The 26,016-nt window shown below is 59.2% G+C and carries 20 protein-coding genes; 8 read left to right on the plus strand and 12 right to left on the minus strand.

All coding sequences use genetic code 11. The features are described 5' to 3' along the window. Positions 1-255: 255 nt before the first annotated feature. On the minus strand, positions 256-1,248 hold the full coding sequence (locus ACSQ8V_RS03410; protein WP_436206581.1) for a 2-hydroxyacid dehydrogenase: 993 nt from the start codon (positions 1,246-1,248) through the stop codon (positions 256-258). Positions 1,249-1,288: 40 nt separating this feature from the next. Then, positions 1,289-2,269, minus strand: a complete 981-nt coding sequence (locus ACSQ8V_RS03415) for a LysR family transcriptional regulator (protein WP_213762319.1) — start codon at positions 2,267-2,269, stop codon at positions 1,289-1,291. Positions 2,270-2,850: 581 nt separating this feature from the next. Here ACSQ8V_RS03415 and aspT point away from each other — a divergent pair. The 3 genes from aspT to ACSQ8V_RS03430 all read left to right on the plus strand — a co-directional run bounded on the left by aspT (position 2,851) and on the right by ACSQ8V_RS03430 (position 7,382). Further along, complete coding sequence (gene aspT, locus ACSQ8V_RS03420; protein WP_436204897.1) at positions 2,851-4,533, plus strand: aspartate-alanine antiporter; 1,683 nt, start codon at positions 2,851-2,853, stop codon at positions 4,531-4,533. A gap of 118 nt (positions 4,534-4,651) precedes the next feature. Next, positions 4,652-6,424: an aspartate-alanine antiporter family protein gene (locus tag ACSQ8V_RS03425; RefSeq protein WP_436204898.1), complete on the plus strand. Its 1,773-nt coding sequence runs from the start codon at positions 4,652-4,654 to the stop codon at positions 6,422-6,424. A 94-nt stretch (positions 6,425-6,518) separates the two neighbouring features. Further along, complete coding sequence (locus ACSQ8V_RS03430) at positions 6,519-7,382, plus strand: aldo/keto reductase (RefSeq protein ID WP_436204899.1); 864 nt, start codon at positions 6,519-6,521, stop codon at positions 7,380-7,382. A 1,020-nt stretch (positions 7,383-8,402) separates the two neighbouring features. On the opposite strand, the gene ACSQ8V_RS03435 is transcribed toward ACSQ8V_RS03430, so the two are convergent. From ACSQ8V_RS03435 to ACSQ8V_RS03475, 9 genes are all read right to left on the minus strand, one after another. Next, complete coding sequence (locus ACSQ8V_RS03435) at positions 8,403-10,475, minus strand: dipeptide ABC transporter ATP-binding protein (RefSeq protein WP_436204900.1); 2,073 nt, start codon at positions 10,473-10,475, stop codon at positions 8,403-8,405. Beyond that, positions 10,472-11,335: an ABC transporter permease gene (locus ACSQ8V_RS03440; RefSeq protein ID WP_213762324.1), complete on the minus strand. Its 864-nt coding sequence runs from the start codon at positions 11,333-11,335 to the stop codon at positions 10,472-10,474. The genes ACSQ8V_RS03435 and ACSQ8V_RS03440 overlap by 4 nt, the downstream gene beginning before the upstream one ends. After that, a complete protein-coding gene (locus ACSQ8V_RS03445) occupies positions 11,332-12,366 on the minus strand; it encodes an ABC transporter permease (RefSeq protein WP_436206582.1) in 1,035 nt (344 codons plus the stop codon). Before ACSQ8V_RS03445 ends, ACSQ8V_RS03440 begins: the two co-directional genes overlap by 4 nt. Before the next feature lie 52 nt (positions 12,367-12,418). After that, a complete protein-coding gene (locus ACSQ8V_RS03450; protein WP_436204901.1) occupies positions 12,419-14,104 on the minus strand; it encodes an ABC transporter substrate-binding protein in 1,686 nt (561 codons plus the stop codon). 259 nt (positions 14,105-14,363) lie between these two features. Beyond that, positions 14,364-14,858, minus strand: a complete 495-nt coding sequence (locus ACSQ8V_RS03455; protein ID WP_213762327.1) for a cupin domain-containing protein — start codon at positions 14,856-14,858, stop codon at positions 14,364-14,366. 147 nt (positions 14,859-15,005) lie between these two features. After that, on the minus strand, positions 15,006-17,111 hold the full coding sequence (gene fusA, locus ACSQ8V_RS03460; protein WP_436204902.1) for an elongation factor G: 2,106 nt from the start codon (positions 17,109-17,111) through the stop codon (positions 15,006-15,008). Between the two features lie 359 nt (positions 17,112-17,470). Then, positions 17,471-17,926 carry a DUF192 domain-containing protein gene (locus ACSQ8V_RS03465; RefSeq protein ID WP_218627180.1) on the minus strand — a complete coding sequence of 152 codons (456 nt, stop codon included), beginning with the start codon at positions 17,924-17,926 and terminating at the stop codon, positions 17,471-17,473. Between the two features lie 340 nt (positions 17,927-18,266). Beyond that, positions 18,267-18,461: a hypothetical protein gene (locus ACSQ8V_RS03470; protein ID WP_213762330.1), complete on the minus strand. Its 195-nt coding sequence runs from the start codon at positions 18,459-18,461 to the stop codon at positions 18,267-18,269. A 328-nt stretch (positions 18,462-18,789) separates the two neighbouring features. Continuing rightward, positions 18,790-19,368, minus strand: a complete 579-nt coding sequence (locus ACSQ8V_RS03475) for a pseudouridine synthase (RefSeq protein WP_436204903.1) — start codon at positions 19,366-19,368, stop codon at positions 18,790-18,792. 428 nt (positions 19,369-19,796) lie between these two features. Between ACSQ8V_RS03475 and icd the strand changes: the two genes are divergently transcribed. From icd to ACSQ8V_RS03490, 3 genes are all read left to right on the plus strand, one after another. Further along, positions 19,797-21,050: an NADP-dependent isocitrate dehydrogenase gene (gene icd, locus ACSQ8V_RS03480; protein WP_213762332.1), complete on the plus strand. Its 1,254-nt coding sequence runs from the start codon at positions 19,797-19,799 to the stop codon at positions 21,048-21,050. Between the two features lie 205 nt (positions 21,051-21,255). Beyond that, complete coding sequence (locus ACSQ8V_RS03485; protein ID WP_213762333.1) at positions 21,256-21,780, plus strand: hypothetical protein; 525 nt, start codon at positions 21,256-21,258, stop codon at positions 21,778-21,780. Between the two features lie 20 nt (positions 21,781-21,800). Then, positions 21,801-22,391 carry an ImmA/IrrE family metallo-endopeptidase gene (locus ACSQ8V_RS03490; protein ID WP_436204904.1) on the plus strand — a complete coding sequence of 197 codons (591 nt, stop codon included), beginning with the start codon at positions 21,801-21,803 and terminating at the stop codon, positions 22,389-22,391. A 100-nt stretch (positions 22,392-22,491) separates the two neighbouring features. Here ACSQ8V_RS03490 and ACSQ8V_RS03495 read toward each other — a convergent pair whose 3' ends face one another. Next, entirely contained in the window at positions 22,492-22,701 is a 210-nt protein-coding gene (locus ACSQ8V_RS03495) for a cold-shock protein (protein WP_031359827.1), read from the minus strand. Positions 22,702-23,331: 630 nt separating this feature from the next. On the opposite strand from ACSQ8V_RS03495, the gene clpS reads away from it, so the two are divergent. Together clpS and clpA are read left to right on the plus strand one after the other, a co-directional pair. After that, positions 23,332-23,646, plus strand: a complete 315-nt coding sequence (clpS, locus tag ACSQ8V_RS03500; RefSeq protein ID WP_031359828.1) for an ATP-dependent Clp protease adapter ClpS — start codon at positions 23,332-23,334, stop codon at positions 23,644-23,646. Beyond that, positions 23,643-25,943 (plus strand): ATP-dependent Clp protease ATP-binding subunit ClpA, encoded by a 2,301-nt coding sequence (gene clpA, locus ACSQ8V_RS03505; RefSeq protein WP_213762335.1) that lies wholly within the window; start codon positions 23,643-23,645, stop codon positions 25,941-25,943. The genes clpS and clpA overlap by 4 nt, the downstream gene beginning before the upstream one ends. Positions 25,944-26,016: the final 73 nt, after the last annotated feature.

Consider the following 26,016-nt stretch of genomic DNA (forward strand, 5'->3'; position numbering starts at 1 on the left):
CGGTCCCCGCTCGCGGATAAAAGATAACGACAGGAAAATACGGCGCCAGGACGGCCAGGCGGAAATAGCCGCAGCGGCCGAAGGGTTATTGGATTACAGCAAACGGCATGCCGTCCTGAGGTAATGCAACCACAATATTCTTGAAAATTTTAATTGTATGAAGAATACTCTGATTATCCAAAAAGCTGATTTATCGGACGGGAAGTATAAAAATACCCGCCGATAAACTTCGCATTGAATCGCGCAATTGGATATTCAGGGAAATACCTGATAGCGCGGAGAGCCGTCAAACCAGGCTTTTACATTCCCGAGCGTGGTAGTGGCGATCTCGCCGAGGGCTTCGCGTGTGAAGAACGCCTGATGGGAGGTAACGATTACGTTTGGAAACGACAATAGCCGCGCGAGCACGTCGTCCTGCAGCATGTGATTCGAATGGTCTTCGAAAAAGAGACCACCCTCTTCCTCGTAGACGTCGAGGCCAAGAAGGCCTAATTGCCCGCTTTTTAACGCGCCAATGAGCGCCCGGCTGTCGATCAAACCGCCGCGGCCCGTATTAATCAGCATGGCGCCGTGTTTCATGCGGGCGAGTGCGGCGGCGTCGATGAGGTGATAGGTGGAAGGTAAAAGCGGGCAATGAAGGCTGACAATATCCGACTCAGCCAGGAGGGTATTGAGGGGAACATAACGCGCTCCGGCTTGCAGAAGATCAGCTGCTGGCGTTTCAGGATCGAACGCCAGCAGCTTCATGTCGAAACCGGCCATGATGCGGCCGAATACCCGCCCGATTGCGCCTGTGCCGATAATGCCAAGCGTTTTGCCGTGCAGGTCGAAACCCAGCAAGCCGTTGAGCGAAAAATCGCCATCGCGAGTCCGGGCATAAGCGCGATGCAACTTGCGATTCAGCGTCAGGATCAACCCGGCGGCGTGCTCTGCCACTGCATGCGGAGAATAAGCCGGTACACGTACCACGCCAATTCCGAGCCGGACTGCCGCCGCCAGATCGACGTGATTAAAACCTGCCGAACGCAGCGCCACGAGCTGCGTTCCGCCCTCACGAAGTGTTTCCAGGACAGCTTCGTCAAGGATGTCATTCACGAACGGACATACCACCGCACACCCGTGGGCAAGAATGGCCGTTTGCGCGTCAAGCTGTGATTCCTGGAATTGCAGGGAGTAACCAAATGCCGCGTTTGCCTCGGTGAAGACATCACGATCATATTGCCGGCTGCTGAAGACGATTATATGAATCGGCATCGAACGGTCTCCCCGTCAGCCTTAAAAACGTATATCAGTTAACGACCGCGCTCGTCGGGGGCACCATGGAAAGCCGCGAAAGAACGGTTTCCGGCTGCGGTAATCCGACTTCGCCGCCCGGGCCCATATGTTCAAGCGTGTAGTCAATGAATGCGCGCGTCTTGGCCGGCAGATATTGTCGACCTGGATATACGATAGACACCTTCACGTCCGGATCGTCAATAGCGTAATCACCCAATACCCGTACCAGCGAGCCGTTCTCCAGATCTGCCGCGACAATTCCTTCCGGAATGATCGAAATGCCCATGTGCGCAAGCGTTCCCAGCCGCACCATCAATGCGCTGTTGACAGTATAGACAGGGGCGAGCGTGACCTGGTCGGCGCTGCCGTTGTTGCGATGCCGGAAGTGCCAGGTGGCGCTGCGCATTTCGCTGGGGAGAGCCACGAACGCGTGGTGCAGCAAATCGGTCGGCGTGCTGGGCGAGCCGTGCTCTTCCAGATAAGCGGGCGTTGCGACGGGAATCAGTGTGTTGGTGGCGACCGGGCGTTCTACCAATGCCGTGCTCGTCACCATGAATGCCGTGACAATACCGACATCGAATCCGTCTTCCACAAGATCCACATGACGCTCGGATAAGGTTAGCCGCACATTCACCTTCGGATAGACCTGCCGGAAGCCGTCGATCAGTGGCGTCAGCGCCATGAGCGAAAGCGACCCGGATGCCACCACGCGCAATGTACCGCTAGGGTCGCCTTCGGTATGCGCCACCATTGACTCGAGATGATCAAGTTCTTCGAGCAATGCCCGGCAGCCTTCGAGATAACGCGTGCCAGCTTCTGTAAGTGAGAGGTTACGAGTAGTGCGATTGATTAACCGGGTACGTAGATGCGCTTCCAGCATTGCAATTGCGCGAGTAACAAGCGCGTTCGATACATCAAGTTGTTGTGCTGCACGCCGAAAGCTTTCGGTTTCCGACACCCGCACGAACACCCGCATGGCATGAATTTGATTCATCGTCTCTTACCTCTCAGTGTCCAAAAAAGCGTGGGACCGTATTACGCATCACCGCGCATACGGCATTGTTGATCGGCGCCAAAAAGCGTATTGACACCCATGCGGAATTGCAATATCTCGTTCGTTTCCTGTTTGCATTCCGCATTAACCGCAAGACTTTCACATTTGCTAACTCATTGCAATGGAAAATTACACTTCTCCGGATTTTGGAATGGATCGTCTGATTTATGCAGATTCTTGTTTCAAGAGTTGTGTTACGTCATTCGACTTTGGAAGCGTTCGATAAATAGCTTGGCTTATTGCATACAAACAGGCGGTCCGACTAGCCGAACCGCGATAAGCTCTGCCGGACGTTGTCAATACAGGGGTTTTATTGAATGGAAACGATGCCAATCAGTGCCAAAAATGAAGGCGGGCGTTAAATTTATACCGTCCCGACTTGACCACTGGCAAACTGACATCCCGGAGATGCACTGTTCATCGATTCCAGAATCACGATCACAATTAATCATGTCCTTAATTTGAGTCATTCAAAGCCGTTTGATAGTTTCATTTAAATAATCAATAGAGGCGATAATTTCATGATCTGGAACTTGCTGGCGAGCCAACCGGAAATTGCGTTGTTTGCGAGTCTGGCACTCGGTTTTTTCATTGGCTCTTTCAAGTTCGGACCCATACAGCTCGGCGGGGTATGCGGCACCTTGATTGTGGCGCTGATTCTCGGACAAAGCGGTGCGCGTCTTTCGCCGGATCTGAAGAATATTGCTTTTGCGTTGTTTATCTTCGCTCTGGGTTTCACCGGTGGGCCGCAATTCTTTGCGAATATCGGGCGCGGCTGGCGCTATGGGCTCCTTTCCGTCGTTGAACTGGTGGTGGTACTCGGGCTGGTGCTTGGGGCCGTCGCACTCTTCAAGCTCGATCGCGGTACCGCGGCCGGGTTGCTCGCCGGCGCTGCGACGGAATCGGCCGTGGTCGGCACGGCGTCCGAGGCAATCGGCAAGCTCGCGCTGCCTGCTGCCGAGATTGCCCGGCTGCAGGCAAATATCGTCACGGCCTACAGCGTGAGTTACCTGTTCGGGCTCGTCACCATCGTATTGTTCACCAGCCAGATCGCGCCGCTCATGCTGCGCGTGAATCTGCGCGACGAAGCCGAGCGCCTGTGGCGCGTGCTCGGTGGCGACAGCGCGCTGGCCGACGGACAGCGGCTCGCGGCGCCGTCGCTCGTCGCGCGCGAAGTCCGCGTCACGAGTGCGGCGGATCTGAGCATCGATACCCTCGAAAAACGCTATGGCAACGAGATCACCGTGGCGCGCGTAGTGCGCGGCCGCTCGCTTGTGAAAGCGCAGCCGAATCTCGTGTTGAAGAAGGGTGACCGGATCGTGATTGGCGGGCGTCGTACGGCGCTCGTGGAGGCGCTGCCGGCCATTGGCGAGGAAGTCATCGGCCGCGATGTCGCCGACGTCTACGCCGACACCCTCGACGTCATGCTCACGCGGCGCGAAGTACATGGCCTGACCGTGGCGCAGGTGCGCGCCCGCGCAACGTCCGCCGATGGCCGCGGTGTCTATATCTCGGCCGTCACGCGGCTGGACAGCACGATCCCCGCGCTGCCGGGGACGGAATTGCATCGTGGCGACGTACTGACCTTGATCGGCTCGGCCGATGACGTGCGGCGCGGCGCGGCGAAGCTCGGCTACGTGGTGCGCGCGACGCTGAAAACCGACTTCGTGTTTCTCGGCATCGGCGTGATTGCGGGGATTGTCGTGGGGCACCTGAGCGCGCGCGTCGGCGGCGTGGAGGTCGCGCTGGGTACCGGCGGCGGCTGTTTGTTGTCCGGGCTGCTGTTCGGCTGGATTCGTTCGCGCTATCCCGTGATCGGTTCGCTGCCTTCCGCTGCAGCGCAGGTGCTCAAGGATTTCGGACTGTGCACGTTTATCGCGGCGGTCGGGCTGGGCGCCGGCGCCGATGCGATCCGCCTGATCCGCGAATACGGCGTTGCGCTGCCGCTGGCGGGCGTGGTCATCACGCTCGGGCCGGCGCTGGTATCGCTCGCGGTGGGACGCTGGCTGTTGAAACTCGAAGTACCGATGCTGCTTGGCGCGATCGCCGGCCAGCAATGCAGCACGCCCGCGATCAGCGCGCTGGTCAGTGTGACGGGCAATGCAACGCCGGTGATCGGCTACACGATCACGTACGCGTTGTCGAATGTTCTCCTGCCGCTGATGGGACCGGTGATCGTCGGGCTCGCGGGGAAGGTGGGATGAACAGGCTTACGTCGTAGAAAACCGGAATAGGCGCGTGGTGGGAAGCGTCAGCATCAGGTTCAGGTTCGGATCCAGATTCAGCAGGTCGGGCAGGGCATACGAAACTAGCGAGGGCACTATGGAATGGATACATCAGGTTTTCACGAAGTCACCGGAGATTGCGCTATTCCTCTCTCTGGCGGTGGGGTACTTCATCGGCCAGATCAACTTCGGCAAGTTCCAGCTTGGCGGTGTGGGCGGGTCGTTGCTGGCGGCGGTCGTCATCAGTCAGTTCGGTGTACAGATCGATAATGGCGTCAAGTCTGTCATGTTCGCGATCTTCATCTATGCAGTCGGTTACGACTCGGGGCCGCAGTTTTTCAACTCACTGTCGCGCAAGACTTTGCGTGAGATCGCGATGGCGGTGTTCCTCGCGGTATCGGCGCTGGTGACGGTGCTGATCTGCGCGAAGCTGTTCGGCTTGAACAAGGGGATTGCCGCGGGATTGGCCGGCGGGGCGTTGACGCAGTCGGCGATTATCGGCACAGCCGGCGACGCCATCGCCCGGCTCGGGCTGCCGGTTGCCGAAACCAAAGCGCTCCAGGGCGACGTGGCGGTCGCTTATGCCGTGACGTACGTATTCGGATCGCTGGGCGCGATCATCGTGTGCGTGAATATCTTGCCGAAGTTCATGGGGCAGGGATTGAAGGAGGCCGCAGCCGAAGCGGAAAAAAGTTTGCTGGGCGGCACGGTCGCGCACGGAGCCGGCCAGACAGCGGCGATGCCGGAGCTGGTCGGGCGGGCGTATCGCGTGACAGGTGGCGGCGGTGCGGCGGAGCGCGCGGGTGGCGCGGATGCCGGGGGGCTGGCGATCAAGGCCGCTTCAGGCGAAGTGGGCGTGAGCGGTGCGGCGGGCCGGACAGTCGCCGAGATCGAGTTGGCCGAGTCCGACATGATCACGATCGAGCGAATTCGCCGGGCCGGTAAAGCGGTGGAGCCTCGCCCGGACGTGATGCTGCAAGTCGACGATATCGTGCTGGTCGTCGGCCGGCGTGAAGTGATGGTGACGGCGGCGTCGAACATTGGTGAAGAGGTCGCGGACACCGATGGCATCAGTGTCGTGATGCAGAACCGGCAGGGCGTGTTCACGCGCAAGGGCATGAATCACATGACGATTGCCGCGGTGCGCACGACCGTGGATCGCGACTTGCGGCACGGCGTATTCGTGCAGGAAATTCGCCGGGCGGACCAGCCGTTGCCGATCCTTCCTGAAACCCAGCTCGAACATGGCGATGTCATTACGTTCTATGGTTCGCCGCAGGATACGAAGCGCGCCGTGGATGCAGCGGGTTATGAATTGCCGATTACCAACAAGACCGATTTCATCTACATGGGCGTGGGGATCGTGCTCGGTTTGTTGATCGGGTTGATCGTGGTGAATGTGGGCGGCGTGCCGTTGACGCTGGGCTCCGGCGGGGGCTGTTTGCTGGCCGGGCTGCTATTCGGCTGGATGCGGGGCAAGCATCCGATGTACGGCGTGATGCCGTCGGCGGCATCGCAACTGATGAAGGATTTCGGGCTCGCGGCCTTCGTGGCGGCGGTGGGTCTGAACTCCGGGCTGGCGGCCGTGGTGACGGTGAAGAACAGCGGCCTCACGATCTTTTTGCTGGGCGCGATCGTGACTATCGTGCCGCTCGTTCTTACGATGCTTTTCGGCAGATACGTGTTGCGATACACAAACGCAGCGCTTCTGGCGGGCGCCCTGACCGGATCGCGTAGTGCGAATCCGGCGTTTGGCGGCGTGCTGGATAAAGCGGAAAGCGCGGTGCCGACGGTTCCGTTCGCGATTACCTATGCGTTGGCGAATGTATTGCTGACATTGCTGGGACCGCTGGTGGTGGGATTGGTCTGACGAAGGGATGAGTGCACGCGAGTGCACTCAAAAAAATTTGAACTGAGGCCGACGGCTGGAGCCCAACAACATTCAGGATAAAAGGGAGCCGCCCATGACGCCGCAGCAAAAAACCGTTCGTCTTCCTGCAGCAACCATGCATGGGACCGGAGAGCAACTTCCGGCCTTGGGCCAGGGTACTTGGGAAATGGGCGACAGCGCCAGAACCCGCAGCGCGGAAATCGCCGCGCTTACGACTGGCGTGGACCTTGGCATGACCGTGATCGATACTGCGGAAATGTACGGTGAAGGCGAGAGTGAAAAGCTGATTGCCGAAGCATTGAAAGATCGCCGTAACGAGCTTTTTATTGTCAGCAAGGTTTATCCGCATAACGGTAGCGAAGCTGGCGTGAAGGCCGCGTGTGAGCGAAGTCTCAAGCGGCTACAGACTGACCGTATCGATCTATATCTCCTGCATTGGCGTGGCGGTGAAGACCTGGAAGGGGTGATCGGCGGTTTTGAGGCTTTGAAAGCGCAGGGCAAGATTCGCCATTGGGGCGTGAGCAATTTCGACACCGGGGACATGGTCGAACTCTTTGCCCTGGAAAATGGCAACCGGTGCGCGACCAACCAGATTCTGTATAACGTCGCGCGGCGCGGTCCCGAATTTGAACTCCTGCCGTGGCTGCGCGAACGCAATATGCCGGCGATGGCCTACAGCCCTGTTGATCACGCGCGTCTGCCGAAACAAAGTGTACTCAACGACATCGCGAAGGCCCGCGGTTTGTCTGCGATGCAAGTCGCGCTTGCTTGGGTCTTGCGACAACCGCAGGTTATGGCGATTCCGAAAGCCGCGACTGTCGCTCATGTGATTGAGAACGCAGCGGCGCGAGAGGTGAATTTGTCGGGGGAAGAATTAAGTCTTATAGACGCGCAGTTCAAACCGCCGAAGTCGAAACGCCAGTTGGAAATGCTTTGAGACGGTAGGGGCGGGGGGCGGGGGGCGGGGTTAGGGCGGGGTTGGTCGGTTCTGGGGCTAGCGGTCGGGGTTGATGCCGGGTTGGTGCTTTCAGTGTTAGCGGTCTGCGAGAGTCGGATTTTCTCTTTATCACTATTAGCCACTGTGCGTGGCGGCACGTCATTTCTTTGTCCAAAGCGACAAAGAAACGAAGCAAAGAAAGCGCTTTAACCGCTCTACCCTAAGTGTCCACAGCGTGCAGTTTCTATTCATGGGTGCCCCAAAAGCACGGTGCTCGCCAGAGCGAAGGATGTGTGAACCCCTCCTTCTCCGAACACCGATACCCACACGCTTCGCCACCAGTGATTGAACCTGCCCAAGGAGCACCCCGCGCTATCCGCGGGCAACCTCCCTCCAACTTTGTACGCATGACGGACCACGTCGCCAACCCGCCAAGAAACGATGCTGCAGAATGCGTAAGGCCGTAACCGACGAAAATAGCTGTACAGAACGCGCAGCCAATTCACAAAAACTGAAAGCAGTAAACACAAACACGCATGAAGCTTGTGGCCTATGAATACGGTCGCACAGACCAGGTAGCTAACCCGCGAAGAACCGCAGCCGTAAACACCCGTGAGGCCGTGCGGGTTCCTTGGCAAGTGTGCTTGCCCGAGAGCGTACGGGGCGAAGCGTGTTCGTGTCAGGATTCGCGAGAAGGAGGGGTTCAAACATCGGTGGCTCTGGCGAGCACCGTGCTTTTGGGGCACCTATGAATAGAAACTGCACGCTGTGGACACTTAGGGTAGCGTGTTTGAAAGCGTTTTCTTTGCTTCGTTTCTTTGTCGCTTTGGACAAAGAAATGACGTGCCGCCACGCACAGTGGCTAACAGTGATAAAGAGAAAATCCGACTCTCGCAGACCACCACGGCCGAAAGCACCAACCCGGCATAGACCCCGGCCGCTAACCCCAGAACCGACCAACCCCAACCGCTAACCTCGGAACCCACCAGAACCCACCCCCAATCCACCGGCGCGAGCGTCTTATTCAGACTTTTGCAAGCGCTTCAATTCGGCTACGGGAATATGACACCGAATCCTGTGCCCATCGGCGGTATGCGCGTACGGCGGCTCCTCCTGCTCGCAGATCGCTCCAATCTTGCGCGGACAGCGGGTATGGAACACGCACCCCGACGGCGGATTCGCAGCACTCGGCAACTCACCTAAAAGGCGGATACGCTCGCGCGCCAGCGGTTCGTCGCCGACTGCCGGAATCGACGACAACAACGCCTCGGTATAAGGATGATGTGGCCCGTCGAACACGTCCGTCGCACGACCAATCTCCATCAGCCGGCCGAGATACAGCACCGCGATACGATCGGATAAATAACGCACCACGTGCAGGTCGTGCGAGATAAAGACATAACTCACGCCGCGTTCGCGCTGCAAGTCGGCAAGCAGGTTCAGGATGGCGGCTTGCACGGAGACGTCGAGGGCGGACGTGGGCTCGTCGCAGACCACGACGCGCGGATCACCCGCGAACGCACGCGCAATCGCCACGCGTTGTTTCAACCCGCCCGACAATTGCCGCGTGCGCGAGCTCAGGTAACGCTCGGGCAAACGCACGGCGGCAGTCAGCGATTGCAGCCGCGCCTCCTTCGCCGCCCCACGCAACGCGCCAAGTTTCGACAACGACCGTGCGATCAGCCGACGCACCGAATGCGCCCGGTTCAACGCGGAATCCGGATTCTGGAACACGATCTGCAGCGACTTGACCTGCTCGTCGTTACGGTTTGTCACGCGCGCGGGCAGGGCGGCGCCGTCGAGTTCTATGACGCCTCCCACATCCGGCGAGAGTAAGCCCAACAACAGCTTAGCGAGCGTCGTCTTGCCGCTGCCTGACTCGCCGACTAGCCCAAGCGTTTCACCCAGCGCCAGTTCCAGCGATACATCGTGCACCGCCCGCAGCGACTCCCCGCCGACATGAAACGTCTTCGATAAATTCTCCGCGCGCAACGCAACCGGCGCATCTGTCCGGTCGACAGCCGCGCTCAAAACCTCCGGCGTTGCACGCGGCAAGTCGATTGCACGTTCGTGATAGTGGCAGCGCGCCATTTGGTCGCCATGCGCGGCCGCGACCCGATACGGCGGCGGCGCGTCACGACGACAACGGTCATCGGCGAGCTTGCAGCGCTGCGCATAGATACACCCCTGCGTCACCGATCCCGGCAGCGGCAGCGAGCCGGGGATGGTGTCGAGCCGGCCCGTGTCCTTACTGCGTCCCGTGGTCGGCAGGCAGCGCAGCAAGCCCACCGTGTACGGATGCCGCGGCCGCGCGAATACATCGTCCGTCGTGCCTTCTTCAACCAGTTTTCCCGCATACAACACGCCCACGCGATCACACATCCGCCCAATCACCGCCAGGTTGTGGCTGATGAAAAGCACCGCTGTGCCAAGCTCCTCGCGTAATTGCGCGATCAGGTCGAGCACCTCGGCTTCCACCGTGGCGTCGAGCCCGGTAGTGGGTTCGTCGAGGATCAGCAACTCCGGATTGCACGCAAGCGCCATCGCGATGACCACGCGTTGCTGCATGCCGCCCGACAATTGATGTGGATAACTATCCATCACACGCTCGGGTGATGAGATCCGCACACGCCGCAAGATGTCGATGGTGTGTTCCAGCGCTTCATGCACCGACGCACCCGCGAGCTCGAACGCCTCGGACACCTGCCGCGCAATCGTCAGCGACGGATTCAACGCGCGGCCCGGGTCCTGATAAACCATCGATACCGCGTTGGCGCGCATGTGCCGCAACGCGTCGGCGTTCATCGAAGCGATGTCGTGGCCGGCGATCGAAATCTTCCCCGACTTCACACGGCCGTTGCGTGGCAGATAACGCAATATCGCGAGGGCCGCGGTGGACTTTCCACAGCCGGATTCGCCAACTAGCCCATATGCCTCGCCGCGTTTTATCCGCAGCGAGATGTCCTGCAATACTTCACGGTCCCGCCCGCGCGAACGGTACGCGACCGTCAGGCCGACAAGAGTCAGCGCATCGGTTTCGGCGCTCTTCGATCCATCGAAGATGGGGAAGGCCGAGGGCGGCGGTCCGTTCATCGGTCGAGCACTCCCTGGATACCATCGGCGACGAGGTTCACGCCCACTACCAGCGAGGCGATTGCGGCGGCGTCGAACACGACGGTCCACCATGCGCCGCCCGCCATCAGCGTGTAGCACTCGGAGAGGGCGAGGCCCCAGTCGGCCGATGGCGGCTGAATGCCGAAGCCGAGGAACGACAGCGTGGCGACCGCGAAAATAGCGTAACCGAGCCGCACGGTGGCTTCCACGATGATCGGCTGCAGCACGTTCGGCAGGATCTCCGCGAACATGATGTAGAACGCGTTTTCGCCGCGCAATTGCGCCGCCAGCACGTAGTCCAGATTGCGCTCGGCGAACACGGCGGCGCGCACGGTGCGCGCGGTGATCGGCATGAAGGTGATGCCGATCACCAGGATCACGGTGACGTTGCTCGCGCCGACCGCCGCGAGCGCGAGCAGAGCGACGATCACCAGCGGCAACGCGAGCACCGCGTCGATCAGCCGGCCGATCACGTTGTCCACCCATCCATCGAAATAACCCACGATCAAGCCAACCGCCGTCCCGGCTAGTGTTCCGAGCAGGGTCGCCAGCGGCGCGATGGTAAGAATGTCGCGCGCGCCAACGATCACGCGCGCGAATACGTCGCGGCCGAGTTGATCGGTGCCGAACCAGTGCGTGGCGTCAGGTGGCGTGAGCGAGTTCAACGGATCGGACGCGTACGGGTCCTGCGGCACGACCCAATGTCCGATCAGCGCGCACGCGACCCAGAACAACAGGATCAGCACGCCGACCACGAACGTGGGTGAACGCAGCAAGGCCTTGCTGCGTTCGAAACGCGGCGCCTTGTGCGGCGCGGGCGCGACGGTTGCGGTGCTCATTGCGCGTTCCTCACCCGCAAGCGCGGATTCAACACGACATACAGCGCATCCGCGATCAGGTTCGCCGCCGTATAAATCACGCCAACGGTCAGCACGCCGGCTTCGAGCATCGGAAAGTCCTTGCCTTTGGCTGCGTTATAAATGAGCGAGCCAATGCCTTGATAGTGGAACAGCGTCTCCACGACCACCAGCCCGCCGATCATATAGCCGAGCTGCGTCGCGGCGACGGTAACGGTTGGCAGCAACGCATTGCGCAGCACGTGGCGCATGATCACCACGCGGCGCGGCAGGCCCTTGAGGATCGCGGTGCGCGTGTAGTCGGCATCGAGTGCTTCAACGGTGCCGGCGCGCGCCATTCGTGCGATGTAACCGAAGAACACCAGCACCAGCGGCAACACGGGCAGGATCAGATGCTGCAACTGGACCAGCACGTTCGACCCGGGCGGAAACGTTGCTTCAATCGGCAGCCATTGCAGCCAGATGCCGAACACGAGGATCAGCACGATGGACGAGACGAACTCCGGCACGACCGTCGCCGATAACCCCGCAATGCTGATGGTCCGGTCGATCCAGCGCCCTTCATGCAGCGCGGAGTAAACGCCGCCGGCAATGCCAAGCGGCACGACGACGATAAACGCCAGCGCGCCGAGCTTCGCCGAATTCAACAACGCGTCGCCTATGAAGGGTGCCACCGGCGCGCGATACGCATACGACTCGCCCATGTCGCCACGCAGGAAGTGGCCGATCCAGCCGGCATATTGCGTGAGCAACGGCCGGTCCACGCCCAGTTGATGATTGAGCGCTGCGACCGCGCGGGCGTCGGCGAGGGGGCCGAGGATTGCGCGACCGACATCGCCGGGAAGCAACTGGCCGCCCGCGAACACGATCACCGACAACAGCCACAACGTGATGATCGCGAGCAGCAGCCGCACGCCGATAAACCGCGCAATGCGCGCGGCGCTTCCGGCGTTGCTGCGTGAGCTTACTTTCGGCGCGCCCGGCGCGGCGGGAGGAGAGACCGTGTTCATGATCGGAGCATCCTCGGGTCAGCCTTCAATGAGCGCGAGATTCAAAATGAACCGGCTACGCGCCGATAGTCGCGCGCTGGAAATACAACTGCGAAATGGCATTGAAGCGCACGCCTTTCACGTTCGCCCGCGTGACGATCAACTGATCGTAGAAGTACGGAATCACAACCGGGGTTTCATCGAGCAGCAGCGCCTGGATTTGCCCCGAGAGTTTTTTCTGCGATGCCACGTCGAGCGCCGCCACGAAATCCGCTACGAGCTTGTCGTATTGCGGATTCTTGAAATGTGCCGCGTTCCACGTACCTTCGCTGGTCAGCGGTGCATTGAGAAACACGTTCGGCACGCCGCGATGTCCATAATCCGTGATGCCGAGCGGCGAGTCGAGCCAGTCCGATTTGCCGTACGTGCCCGCGCCGTAATACAGCTCCTGGCTTTCCACCTTCAGCGTGATGCGGATGCCGACCGCCTTCGCCGCGTTCTGGATCACGACAGCGAGATCGGGAATTTCCATGTACTTCTCGGTCGTGAGCGTGACGTCGAAACCGTTCGGCACGCCCGCTGCCGCGAGCAATTGTTTTGCCTTCGCGACATCGAGTTTGCGCTGCGGCACGGACAGGTCGCTGGACGGAAACACCGGCGAGAACGGACTGTCGTTGCCGAGCGTGGCGTGGCCCTTGAACAACCCCTTCACGATCACCTCACGATTCACCGCCAGCGCCAATGCCTGGCGCACGCGTTTGTCCTTGAACGGGCCTGTGTCGGTGCGCATATGCATTTGCCGATGCGCGCTCGACTTCACGCCGAGCACCTTGAACTCGGGATTCGTCATCATGCTGAGTCCGCCCTGTACGGTGAAGTCGCCCATCACGTCGGCTTGCCGGCCTTGCAACGCAAGCAGCTCGGATTGTTCGTCGGCGTAGAACGCGAACGTCACCCGGTCGGGCAACGCTTTTTCGCCCCAGTAATCCGGGTTGCGTACAAACGATGCGCCCACTTTCGGCGTGTACTTTTCAAACTTGAATGGCCCCGTGCCTGGGAACGACTTCTCGTATGTGCCGCTGAAATTCGCCGGCAGGATCACGGCGTTGTACGTGTCCGAGGAAACGTAATACGGGAAGTTGCCGTTCGGTGCGTCGAGATGGAACTCGACCGTCATGTCGTCGACAACCTTCACCGAGCCCTTCGACAGCACGCCTTTGAGCACCGAGAGCGCCGCTGATCCGCTGGCCGGATCGGCGAGCCGGTTGAATGTTGCCGCGACGTCCTTGGCGGTCATCGACTGGCCGTCGTGGAACTTGACGTTCGGGCGCAGCTTGAAGGTCCATACATCGCCCTTGTCGTTCGGCTTCCACGAAAGCGCGAGGGAAGGGCGGAGCACGAGCGCCTGACCGTCATCGTCGATGAGAAATTCGCCCGTCTGATTGATCAGCGCGAGGCCGGCGGGGTCCGTGACGGTGAGCGGATCGACCTGGCCCGACGGCGTCAGATGCGCCACGCGGATCGTGCCGCCGGGCTTGCCCGCAGGCGCTTGCGCCCGCGCGCGCGGCATGCCGATCAACCCGCCAGCGGCCATCGATAAACCCAGCAAGCTCGCGTGCCTTAGCAATTCGCGTCGCGACAGCCGGCCGGCCTTGAATTCGTCGATGGCATGGTTGCCGAGTTCTCCTGCCGATCCCCTCGATTGCTCCAGCGCTGCATTGAAGGGGGAAAGCGAGTCCAGATCGGTTACGGTCTTTTTCATCGGGCTGTCCGGTTCGGGGTTCGGTTGTTGTTTTGACTCGACGATACCGCGCCGCCCGACGAGGGGCGGCGGCAGCGACGGAATCGGATGCGCTTTCAGTTTAGCGGAGCAAATAGTGTTTCGATTCCCGGCGCGCGTTTCACATGCCAATTAATTGCGCGTGCTGTGGGACAGCCACGACGTTGCGGAAAAGCTTGCAGACCAGGCGTGAGGAGGGCGGTAGAAAATTCCGCGCCTCCGTGTGGTCATGCCGTGGCGTTCAATGCTGATGCGGATGTTTATGGATCGGATCGACCCAGAACACTTCCTCGGGCTCCTCCACCGCATCGATATTCAGATTCACCACCACCGCCTCGTTGTCGCTGCGCACGAGTACGCATTCCAGTGGTTCGTCGGTGAGCGCATTGATCTCCTGATGCGGCACATACGGCGGCACGAAGATGAAATCACCCGGTCCGGCTTCGGCCGTAAATTCCAGATGATTGCCCCATTTCATGCGCGCCTGTCCGCGCACGACGTAGATCACGCTTTCCAGCGCGCCGTGATGATGCGCGCCGGTTTTCGCGTTCGGGTGAATCGTGACCGTGCCGGCCCAGATTTTCTGCGCGCCTACGCGCGCTGCGTTGATCGCCGCCGCGCGATTCATGCCGGGCGTTTGCGCGGTGTTGGTATCGAGTTGATCGCCCTTGATCACCTTGACGCCGTTCTCGCGCCAGTCGGTGTGCTCATGCTCGTGCTGATGTTCGTCGCTCATTGTCTTCGTCTCCGCCGATCCGTGGAAAAGCCGCCGTCGATCTACGCTACCTTCAATCTGGCTAAAGCCCCAAAAAAAGTCCGTTGCCGCCGGTAGGCAACAACGGACTTCTTCGGTCGCCCAACTCGTCGTCGAGCCCGGCAACGTCTACTTGGACTTTGAATTCACGATGGATTCCGCGACGTTGTTCGGCGTCTCGGCATAGTGCTTGAACTCCATCGTGTACGTGGCGCGGCCTTGGGTGAGCGAGCGCAGCGTGGTCGAGTAGCCGAACATTTCAGCCAGCGGCACCTCGGCGCGCACAATCTTGCCGCCGCCGCCCGCGATGTCCTCCATACCCTGCACGATCCCGCGGCGTGACGACAAATCGCCCATCACGTTGCCCATGAAATCCTCGGGCGTTTCCACTTCCACGGCCATCATCGGTTCGAGCAGCACCGGCTTGGCTTTCCTCATGCCGTCCTTGAACGCCATCGACCCAGCCATGCGGAACGCGTTTTCATTCGAGTCCACGTCGTGGTACGAGCCGAAGGTCAGCGTCACCTTCACGTCCACCACCGGATACCCTGCCAGCACACCGGCTTTCAGCGTTTCCTGAATACCCTTGTCGACCGCCGGAATGTATTCGCGCGGCACGACGCCGCCCTTGATTGCATCGACGAATTCATAACCCGTGCCCGGCTTTTGCGGTTCCAGCTTCAGCACCACGTGACCGTATTGGCCGCGTCCGCCCGACTGCTTGACGAACTTGCCTTCAATATCCTCGACCGGGATGCGGATCGTCTCGCGATACGCGACCTGCGGTTTGCCGACCGTGGCTTCCACGCCGAACTCGCGCCGCATCCGGTCCACCAGAATTTCCAGGTGCAGCTCGCCCATGCCGGAAATAATCGTCTGGCCGGATTCCTCGTCGGTCTGCACGCGGAACGACGGATCTTCCTGCGCCAGCCGATTCAACGCGATACCCATCTTTTCCTGGTCGGGCTTCGTCTTTGGCTCGACCGCCTGGGAGATCACCGGTTCCGGGAAAATCATGCGTTCGAGAATGATCGGATGAGCCGGATCGCACAGCGTGTCGCCGGTCGTGGCTTCCTTCAGACCCACGGCCGCGGCAATATCGCCGGCGCGCACTTCCTTGATTTCCTGACGCTCGTTCGCGTGCATCTGGAGAATCCGGCCAAGCCGCTCCTTCTTTTCCTTGATCGCGTTGTAGACCGTATCGCCGGAATTCACCACGCCCGAATACACCCGGAAGAAGATCAACTGGCCGACAAACGGGTCCGTCATGATCTTGAAGGCGAGCGCGGAGAACGGATCTTCGTCGGTCGGATGACGTTCCGCATGTTTGTCGTACTCGTCCAGGCCCATGATGGCGGGCACGTCCGCTGGCGACGGCAAGTAGTCGATCACCGCATCCAGCATGGCCTGCACGCCCTTGTTCTTGAAGGCGCTGCCGCAGAACATGGGGACGATCTCGCTCCTGAGCGTGCGCGCGCGGATGGCTGCCTTGATCTCGTCCTCGCTGATCGCCTCACCGCCGATGTACTTGTCCATCAGCGCTTCATTTGCGTCCGCTGCTGCCTCGATCATCTTCTCGCGCCATTCTTCAGCGGTGGCGAGCAGGTTGTCGGGGATTTCCTGGTATTCGAACAGCACGCCCTGGCTGGCTTCGTCCCAGATGATTGCTTTCATCTTGACCAGGTCGATCACGCCCTGGAAGTGTTCCTCAGCGCCCACGGGAATCTGCATAGGCACGGCGACGCCTTTCAGGCGCTCGCCAATCTGCCGTTGCACGCGGAAAAAGTCGGCGCCCACGCGGTCCATCTTGTTGACGAACGCAATGCGCGGCACTTTGTATTTGTTGGCCTGGCGCCAGACCGTTTCGGATTGCGGCTGCACGCCGCCGACCGAGTCATAGACCATGCAGGCGCCGTCGAGCACGCGCATGGAGCGCTCCACTTCGATGGTGAAGTCGACGTGTCCCGGCGTATCGATGATATTGATCCGGTGTTCCGGATAATTTCCCGCCATGCCTTTCCAGAAGGCCGTGGTGGCGGCGGAGGTGATCGTGATGCCGCGCTCCTGTTCCTGCTCCATCCAGTCCATCGTGGCCGCGCCGTTGTGAACTTCACCAATTTTGTGATTCACACCGGTATAGAAAAGAATGCGTTCGGTGGTGGTGGTCTTGCCGGCATCGATATGAGCGCTGATACCAATATTCCGATAGCGGTCGATGGGAGTCTTGCGGGGCACTTGAACCTCCTGTTGATTGGTTGGAGCTTTGTAGCCCGAACCGGACACAATGGCCCGTCCGGCGGCTCCGGAGCGAAGCTTTGTCGTGCTGGGTGCTCACTTCGCTGGTTTATTAGAATAGCGCGTCGACAGGGTCTTTGCAGGATTCTTGCCAGCTCGGCAAAAAAGATGAATCTTTGATGACGCGCGCGGTGTCCCGGGCGCCGTCCCGGGTTGAGTCCTGTGCAGTGAAAAGCAGAAAGCCGGCGTGCGCGCAAAAAGCGGACAGCCGGCTTCGGACACAACTCGCGGGACTAGCGCCGCGTGAGCGGGGGCGTGAAGAGACTAACCCCGGAGACTAACCCCGCTCGATGCATACGTTATTGCAATGCAGGTAACCCCTTGATCTGCATGCCCGGCTGAAGTCCTTTCGATGCAAACCAGCCTTTGCTCATTTCCAGTGCGAACACACCATTATTGCGCGGGCAGTGGTTGTTTTCCGTCTCGGCCTGCATTTCGTCGATATCCGTGATCGTTCCGTCCGCGCGCATGAATGCGATCGACAGCGGGATCAACGTATTTTTCATCCAGAAACAATGCACGGCTGTTTCATTGAAGACGAACAGCATGCCTTCGTTGGGCTCGAGCTTCGTGCGATACATCAGGCCTTGTTCGCGATCGGCATCGTTCGCGGCCACGGCTGCGTCGATCACATACATGCCCGCGGTGAGTTTCGTGTGCGGAAAATCGGCGGGCTTTTTCGCACCCGGCGGCATTTGTCCTGCTTCTGCAGCCAGCGGTTGAGCGTGTGCTGCCAGCGGCGCGACCGCGATCAACGAAACGAGTGGAACGGAGAACGCGACAATCGCGCGGCGCACAAGACGCCCAAGATGAAACGATGAAACCGAACGGGGCGAGAGCCATGAAAGACGCACGGCGAAACTCCTGGTGAGATGAAGCCGGTTAGCTGAAGAATCAGTGAAGACTGGCGCATGTTACTTGAGCGCGCGCACGCCGACAAAAAGTGAGTGGACGAATACAACCCGCATCAATAACCCAACCGATCCCAAGACCCAAAGAAAAAGGCAGAAACCTTTCCAGGTGTCTGCCTTTCAATGCCGCTTTCGCGGCAGCACTGCTTGGTGTAGCGTCGCGTTACCGCGATCTATTACCAACTTACTCCGACGCGGCCGAAGCAGCTGCAGCCGAAGCTGCCTTCTTGTGCGTAGCCTTCTTGTGGGTCGACTTCTTGTGTGTCGACTTGTGAGCGGTCGAAGCAGCTGCAGGAGCCGATGCTTCCGGAGCCGAAGCTTGTGCAAATGCAGCCGTTGCGAACAGGCCAGCGACGAGAGCAGCGATCAGTTTGTTCATGTTGTGAATCCTCAGCTTTAGTTTGATTTAACCTTATGACCCGGTCGATGGAGTCATGTCGGTAAACGAGCCATCCACCTTTTGGTTGACAGGGGATTCGAACAAAACTTCGATCCCGCTGCGAGCGCTTGAACCTTACATAAAGCCTTCGTGTGCCGGCTGTGTGTTGCGGTCCTTCGCTAATGCCGGATGGCGGTTTTAAGGCATCTGCAGCGAATAACGCCGCATGGAGGAAGTCCGTTGACCTGTTTTTTCGGAATCGTGCAGCGATGATTGTTTGGAAGCCGAAATTAATTTGTAATCTCCAGGTTCCGGTGAAACTTCACGCTTAAACGATGCCATTCCATGGCGCGCGCGGCGGCAGTTCGATCGATGCGCCCGGTGCGAGTCCGAGACTGAATATATCCAGCGCGCCGATACCCACGCGCACCAACCGCAGTGTTGGATATCCGACGGCTGCGGTCATTCGACGCACCTGCCGGTTACGTCCCTCGCTGATCGACAGTTCGATCCACGTGGTCGGAATGGCGGCGCGGTATCGGATAGGCGGGTTGCGTGGCCAAAGCTGGCCCACTCGTTCCACGGGTTCAACCCGCTTCACGCCACACGGCTGCGTCACGAATTCCCCCAGGTCCACACCTGCCGCCAGACGCTCGAGAGCATCTGCGTCGGGCGCGCCGTCCACCTGTGCCCAATACCGTTTGACCAGCTTGTGACGGGGCTCGGCTATGCGCGCCTGGAGCGCGCCATCGTCGGTGAGGAGTAGCAGGCCTTCGCTGTCCGTGTCCAGGCGGCCGGCCGGATAAACGCCGGGCGTCTTCACCCAAACGCCTAACGAAGGATGCTTCTCGTGCGGCGAAAATTGACAGATAGTGCCGAACGGTTTGTTAAGAGCAAGCAGCGGCATGGCGGGGAATCGATGAGGAGACGCAATAAGGAAACGAGGCGGCGCTCAAGCGCAGCGCGGGAATCCGGCTATGGCGGATGGCGCGATATTAATGCATAATCCGAAGCGCCATGTCTTATATAAGACATAAGACATGAATCGGGCAGCGGTCGATCGTAGGCACAACGGCAGCCACAATCGCGGCAATAGCATCAACGCACGGTCTTTCGGACCGCGCTTGCGTGCACCGTTTTGTTGCAACGCGGCAAGACGGGTGCCGGGCAGGCCCTGTGCACGGTGGGCTAGAATACCCTTCTGGTCGCCTCGGGCGCCGCGCCGGCATTGGCGCTGGTGGCCCGGCCACCGTTCGCTCATCCGCTTTTCGCCGAATTTCCGAACGCATTCTGCGCATTTCTGTTTTAGCTAGCCAGCCATCTTTGGAGTCGACCATGCCGTATCAGCACATCAAGGTTCCGACGGGCGGTGACAAGATCACCGTCAATGCGGATTACTCGCTCAACGTTTCCGACCAGCCGATCATCCCTTTTATCGAAGGCGATGGTACGGGTCTGGACATCACGCCGGTGATGATCAAGGTCGTGGACGCAGCGGTGGAAAAAGCCTATGCAGGCAAGAAGAAGATCCACTGGATGGAAATCTTCGCGGGCGAGAAGGCCACCAAGGTGTACGGCCCCGACGTGTGGCTGCCGGATGAAACGCTGGACGTGCTGAAGGAATATGTCGTTTCTATCAAAGGGCCGCTTACCACGCCGGTCGGCGGCGGCATCCGTTCGCTGAATGTCGCGCTGCGCCAGCAACTTGACCTGTATGTCTGCCTGCGCCCGGTGCAGTATTTCAAGGGCGTGCCGTCGCCTGTGCGCGAACCGGAAAAGGTCAACATGGTCATCTTCCGTGAGAACTCGGAAGACATCTACGCCGGCATCGAATGGGCGGCCGAGTCGGAAGAGGCGAAGAAGGTCATCAAGTTCCTGCGCGAAGAAATGGGTGTGACGAAGATCCGCTTCCCGGAAACGTCGGGGATCGGAATCAAGCCGGTGTCGCGTGAAGGCACGGAGCGCCTGGTCCGCAAGGCGATCCAGTACGCCATCGACCACAATCGCAACACCGTCACGCTCGTGCACAAGGGCAACATCATGAAATACACGGAAGGTGCGTTCCGTGATTTCGGCTATGCGCTGGCCCAGAAGGAGTTCGGTGCGGAACTCATCGACGGCGGCCCGTGGATGAAGATCAAGAGCCCGAAGGGCGGCGACGTTGTGCTAAAGGACGTTATCGCAGATGCGTTCCTCCAGCAGATCCTGCTGCGCCCGGCCGAGTACGATGTGATCGCCACGCTGAACCTGAACGGCGATTACGTATCGGATGCGCTGGCGGCCCAGGTTGGCGGTATTGGCATTGCGCCGGGCGCGAACATGTCGGATTCGGTGGCCATGTTCGAAGCCACGCACGGCACCGCGCCGAAATACGCGGGCAAGGACTATGTGAATCCGGGTTCGGAAATCCTGTCGGCTGAAATGATGCTGCGCCACCTCGGCTGGACTGAGGCGGCGGACGTCATCATCAAGTCGATGGAAAAGTCGATCCTGCAAAAGCGGGTGACGTATGACTTCGCGCGTTTGATGGAAGGCGCGACGCAGGTTTCATGCTCGGGCTTCGGGCAGGTTCTGATCGAAAACATGTAAGTTCGGCCAAGCTTCTTAAGGAAAGCCCCGGCGCGAGTCACTCGCCCGGGGCTTTTTCATGGGCAGCGCGAATGCCTTCGGGCTACTCCGCACAACTCTGTCAAAACTTGTCGCAAGCGAGTGTTTCACTGCAGCGGAGTGATACCCTCGATTTGCTGGACAACATATGTGTTTTTATACAGTTCGCCTTACGTTGGACGCGCCTATGTCTCACCAAAATTCGCACGTGACTACGTTGTTCGCCCGCTGGCTCGCGGTGGAAACCCGCGGTTTGCTTGGCGGCCTCGCCGGCGGCGTGGTCGGAGGTGTTGTGGCGTTCACGCTGATAAACCGGTTTAGTTCAACGAGCCTGGCGAGCGGTGCCGACGCAATTTCCATTGCGAACACATACATTGTCTACTCAACATTCATGATCGCGGCGGTTGCCGTTTTCCTGACCATGGCGGGTTTGATTTTCACGCAGCATTTCGCCATGGAGAAAGAACGGCACGTCGCGGACGCCTTTGCGGCATTGGTGGCCGAAATGGGCCGCACTAACGGGTGCGCGGTCGAAGTGGTGAAAGAAGTCATGAAGAACGCCGAGGTGGTCCAGCATTTCGACGATCAGGTAAAGGAAAAACTCAGGGAGGTGATGCGTGCGCAACTGGACAACGCGGACCAGCGTAAGGCGCGCGCGCGCAGCGAACATGATGCGCTGACCCGTATCGCCAGCGACCTGGAAAGTGCCTAGACCGTTTGAGAGGGGAGAATATGACAATCGTTTCCGCAATACCTGTCTTGCGAACCACCGCAGCGTTGGCGGCATTTTTGATGGCCGAGCGCCATTACGACATGGTGGAGTCCGCACCCCCCATCGACGTCGACGAAATCGCGCGGTTGCTCCAGATCGAGGTGACCGAACATGCGGATCCTGGCGCTGCCAATACGATCGGCAAGATAACGCTGAGTCACGAGGGGCCGGCAAGGGTCTGGATCAATCCGGCGGAAAATGCCTATGGCCCAAGGCGTCGATTCACCCTGGCTCACGAAATAGCGCACTTTTGCATGCACAGATCCACCGATCGCCACGAATTTATCGACGACAAAAGCACTATGAATCGCAGCGAATCCTATTGGAACAGTTACGAATCCGAGGCAAACCGGTTTGCTGCGGAACTGTTGATGCCGCAACAGCTCATTGAGTCGTTGGGACGGCGCGTAATCGATGCATACAAGGCGGAGCACAACACCGAGAAAATGCCGTTGACGCGGTTTATCGACGTGATGGCGGTTAAATTTCGTGTTTCCCATCCGGCCATGGAGTTCCGATTGAGGAATGTCGGAATTGGCAAACACAAATAGGTAAAAGGCCAGGGTGCGCCCTGCGGGTTTCCCCTCGCGATGCAAAAATAAAAAAACCCGGCGCAATGCCGGGTTTCGAGGACAGCGCGCTATCGAACGGTCAGGCAGCAGATTCCTGGATGTTCGACGCCTGTTTGCCCTTGGGTCCCTGGACGATCTCAAAGCTGACCTTCTGGCCTTCCTTGAGGGTCTTGAAACCATTCATCTGTATCGCCGAGAAATGAGCAAACAGATCCTCGCCGCCTTCATCGGGCGTGATGAATCCGTAGCCTTTCGCGTCGTTGAACCATTTGACCGTACCAGTTGACATCACTTCCCCTCTCACTCTCGTCGCTACCACGAGCACGCTCGAAAAGCTTGGCAACCCACAATGTGGATGGCCCCCTCCTCACAAGCTCACCGCGGCCTTTCTCCAACTGAAACGCTTTCGGAAAAAAGTGCCAGTTTGATTGTTTAATCTCTTAAATCACGTGTCAAGAAAATTTTGAGATGGTCGTCAAGGCGTTGTAAAGACCTCATTTCAAGGGTTTTTCCCGCTTTGCGCGTATCCCGCCGCACAAGCACGCCATCTTGAAAAGTCGCATAATCGACGCACATGAGGAGTACAGGCAACAGGCGGCTGGCACCAGCAGTCGCAGCGGGTTGCAGGAGTAGGTCGCATGAGTGATTCGAACAAGCGGGTTACTCAGTCAGTCGGCGCGTGGAAGGCGTCCAAGGTGGTACCGAAGGCAGACCGCGTCCGAGTGGACAATTCGTTTTTTTGAGAGCTGTGCGATACTGGATTCAACGATGTTTCAAGAGGGCCGGCCCGTGTCACAAGGGCTGGCGGAATTCAGCAAGCGACAGGTTGCGCGAAGTGTGCGGCGACACCGTTCAGTTCTCATCGCGAACGGAGTTTTGGCGAGATGGCGAGCCTGTCCGAGTTGTTTAGAATGGGCGTATGGCGATCAATCCCAACAAGCAGGATGGCACCGTACTGGAGCGGCAGGAACAAAAGCTGAAACAGCCGTCCATGTACAAAGTGGTGCTGCTGAATGACGACTTCACGCCGATGGAATTCGTCGTGTTCGTCGTGCAGGAACATTTCAATAAAGATCGTGAGACTGCGACGCAAATCATGCTGAAGGTTCATCGCGAGGGCAGGGGAGTTTGTGGGGTCTATACGCGGGACATCGCGTCGACCAAAGTTGAGCAAGTCGTTAGCCACGCGAGGCAAGCGGGTCATCCGCTGCAGTGTGTGATGGAGGAAGCATGATTGCCCAGGAACTGGAAGTCAGTCTGCACATGGCGTTTATGGAAGCACGTCAGGCGCGGCACGAGTTCATTACGGTCGAGCATCTTTTACTGGCCTTGTTGGACAACCCGACCGCGGCTGAAGTGTTGCGCGCATGCGCAGCAAATATTGAAGATTTGCGTCAAAACCTGCGCAATTTCATTCACGACAACACCCCGACCGTGCCCGGCACGGACGATGTCGATACCCAGCCGACGCTTGGTTTTCAGCGCGTGATTCAGCGCGCGATCATGCACGTGCAATCGACATCGAATGGTAAGAAGGAAGTGACCGGCGCGAACGTGCTTGTCGCTATCTTCGGTGAAAAAGACTCGCACGCTGTCTACTACCTGCAACAGCAGGGTGTGACGCGCCTCGATGTCGTCAATTTCATCTCGCACGGCATCGCGAAGACGAATTCCGGCGATGCAGCGAAGGCCAGCAGCGACGTGAACCCGGAAGCAGAAGATGCGGCTGCGCAGAAGGAAACTCCCCTTGCGCAATTCACGCAGAACCTGAACCAGCTCGCGAAGGATGGCAAGATCGATCCGCTGATCGGCCGCGAACTGGAAGTCGAGCGCGTGGTGCAAGTGCTGTGCCGTCGCAGAAAGAACAATCCGCTGCTGGTCGGTGAAGCCGGTGTCGGTAAAACCGCCATTGCCGAAGGGCTCGCCTGGCGCATTACGCGTGGCGAAGTGCCGGATATTCTTGCGGACGCTCAGGTGTATTCGCTCGATATGGGCGCATTGCTGGCCGGTACTAAATATCGTGGCGATTTCGAGCAACGTCTCAAGACGGTGCTGAAAGAATTGAAGGAACGCCCGCATGCGGTGCTGTTCATCGACGAAATTCACACGCTGATTGGCGCAGGTGCTGCGTCGGGCGGCACGCTGGACGCATCGAATTTGCTGAAGCCGGCGTTGTCGTCGGGTCAGTTGAAGTGCATCGGCGCCACCACGTTCACGGAATATCGCGGGATCTTCGAAAAAGACGCAGCGTTGTCGCGTCGTTTCCAGAAGGTGGACGTTGCCGAGCCGACGGTCGAGCAGACCATCGCGATCCTGCGCGGTCTCAAGTCGCGTTTCGAAGAGCACCACGGCGTGAAATATTCGTCGGGTGCGTTGTCGGCGGCGGCTGAATTGTCGGCACGCTTTATTACGGACCGTCATCTGCCGGACAAGGCTATCGACGTAATCGATGAAGCGGGCGCAGCGCAACGCATCCTGCCGAAGTCGAAGCAGAAGAAGACTATCGGCAAGAACGAGATCGAAGAGATCATCTCGAAGATCGCGCGCGTCCCGCCGCAAAGCGTGTCGCAGGACGATCGCAGCAAGTTGCAGACGCTGGATCGTGACTTGAAGAGCGTGGTGTTCGGTCAGGATCAGTCTATCGATGCACTCGCCGCCGCGATCAAGATGGCGCGGGCGGGTCTCGGCAAGACGGACAAGCCGATCGGCGCGTTCCTGTTCTCGGGCCCAACGGGCGTCGGCAAGACGGAAGTGGCGAAGCAACTGGCGTTCACGCTGGGTATCGAATTGCTGCGTTTCGACATGTCCGAGTATATGGAGCGTCACGCGGTAAGCCGGCTGATTGGCGCGCCGCCGGGTTATGTCGGGTTCGATCAGGGTGGTTTGCTGACCGAAGCTGTCACGAAGAAGCCACATTGCGTGCTGTTGCTCGACGAAATCGAAAAGGCGCATCCGGACATCTACAACGTGTTGCTGCAGGTGATGGACCATGGCACGTTGACCGATAACAACGGTCGCAAGGCGGATTTCCGCAACGTCATCATCATCATGACGACGAATGCGGGCGCCGAAGCAATGCAGAAGTCGGTGATCGGATTCACGAATCGTCGGGAAACCGGCGACGAAATGGCCGATATCAAGCGGATGTTCACGCCTGAGTTCCGGAACCGTCTGGACCAGATCATCAGCTTCCGCTCGCTGGATGAGGAAATCATCATGCGCGTGGTCGACAAATTCCTGATGCAACTGGAAGATCAGTTGCATGAGAAGAAGGTCGACGCGGTCTTCACCGACGGCTTGCGCGCGCATCTGGCGAAGCACGGTTTTGACCCGCTGATGGGTGCACGTCCTATGCAGCGCCTGATTCAGGACACGATTCGTCGTGCGCTGGCGGACGAACTGCTGTTCGGCAAGCTGATGTCGGGTGGTCGCGTGACGGTGGACGTGGACGAGAACGACAAGGTCGCACTCACTTTCGACGAAAGCCCGGTGCCGCGTAATCCGAATCCGGAAGCGGTCGAGGTTGAATGACTGATTAGCAGGCGATGACTGAAGTCAGGTGACGCACGCTTGAGGTGTGTCATCATCGGCGAGGCGGCGCGGG

The organism is Caballeronia sp. LjRoot31 (assembly GCF_964253885.1).
Lineage (GTDB): Bacteria > Pseudomonadota > Gammaproteobacteria > Burkholderiales > Burkholderiaceae > Caballeronia.

What these genes read in the sequence shown, in the direction of transcription:
- ACSQ8V_RS03415 (WP_213762319.1), bottom strand. Translation starts at nt 2,269, where the DNA reads ATGAATCAAATTCATGCCATGCGGGTGTTCGTGCGGGTGTCGGAAACC.
- aspT (WP_436204897.1), top strand. Translation starts at nt 2,851, where the DNA reads ATGATCTGGAACTTGCTGGCGAGCCAACCGGAAATTGCGTTGTTTGCG.
- ACSQ8V_RS03425 (WP_436204898.1), top strand. Translation starts at nt 4,652, where the DNA reads ATGGAATGGATACATCAGGTTTTCACGAAGTCACCGGAGATTGCGCTA.
- ACSQ8V_RS03430 (WP_436204899.1), top strand. Translation starts at nt 6,519, where the DNA reads ATGACGCCGCAGCAAAAAACCGTTCGTCTTCCTGCAGCAACCATGCAT.
- ACSQ8V_RS03435 (WP_436204900.1), bottom strand. Translation starts at nt 10,475, where the DNA reads ATGAACGGACCGCCGCCCTCGGCCTTCCCCATCTTCGATGGATCGAAG.
- ACSQ8V_RS03440 (WP_213762324.1), bottom strand. Translation starts at nt 11,335, where the DNA reads ATGAGCACCGCAACCGTCGCGCCCGCGCCGCACAAGGCGCCGCGTTTC.
- ACSQ8V_RS03450 (WP_436204901.1), bottom strand. Translation starts at nt 14,104, where the DNA reads ATGAAAAAGACCGTAACCGATCTGGACTCGCTTTCCCCCTTCAATGCA.
- ACSQ8V_RS03455 (WP_213762327.1), bottom strand. Translation starts at nt 14,858, where the DNA reads ATGAGCGACGAACATCAGCACGAGCATGAGCACACCGACTGGCGCGAG.
- ACSQ8V_RS03470 (WP_213762330.1), bottom strand. Translation starts at nt 18,461, where the DNA reads ATGAACAAACTGATCGCTGCTCTCGTCGCTGGCCTGTTCGCAACGGCT.
- ACSQ8V_RS03475 (WP_436204903.1), bottom strand. Translation starts at nt 19,368, where the DNA reads ATGCCGCTGCTTGCTCTTAACAAACCGTTCGGCACTATCTGTCAATTT.
- icd (WP_213762332.1), top strand. Translation starts at nt 19,797, where the DNA reads ATGCCGTATCAGCACATCAAGGTTCCGACGGGCGGTGACAAGATCACC.
- ACSQ8V_RS03485 (WP_213762333.1), top strand. Translation starts at nt 21,256, where the DNA reads ATGTCTCACCAAAATTCGCACGTGACTACGTTGTTCGCCCGCTGGCTC.
- ACSQ8V_RS03490 (WP_436204904.1), top strand. Translation starts at nt 21,801, where the DNA reads ATGACAATCGTTTCCGCAATACCTGTCTTGCGAACCACCGCAGCGTTG.
- ACSQ8V_RS03495 (WP_031359827.1), bottom strand. Translation starts at nt 22,701, where the DNA reads ATGTCAACTGGTACGGTCAAATGGTTCAACGACGCGAAAGGCTACGGA.
- clpS (WP_031359828.1), top strand. Translation starts at nt 23,332, where the DNA reads ATGGCGATCAATCCCAACAAGCAGGATGGCACCGTACTGGAGCGGCAG.
- clpA (WP_213762335.1), top strand. Translation starts at nt 23,643, where the DNA reads ATGATTGCCCAGGAACTGGAAGTCAGTCTGCACATGGCGTTTATGGAA.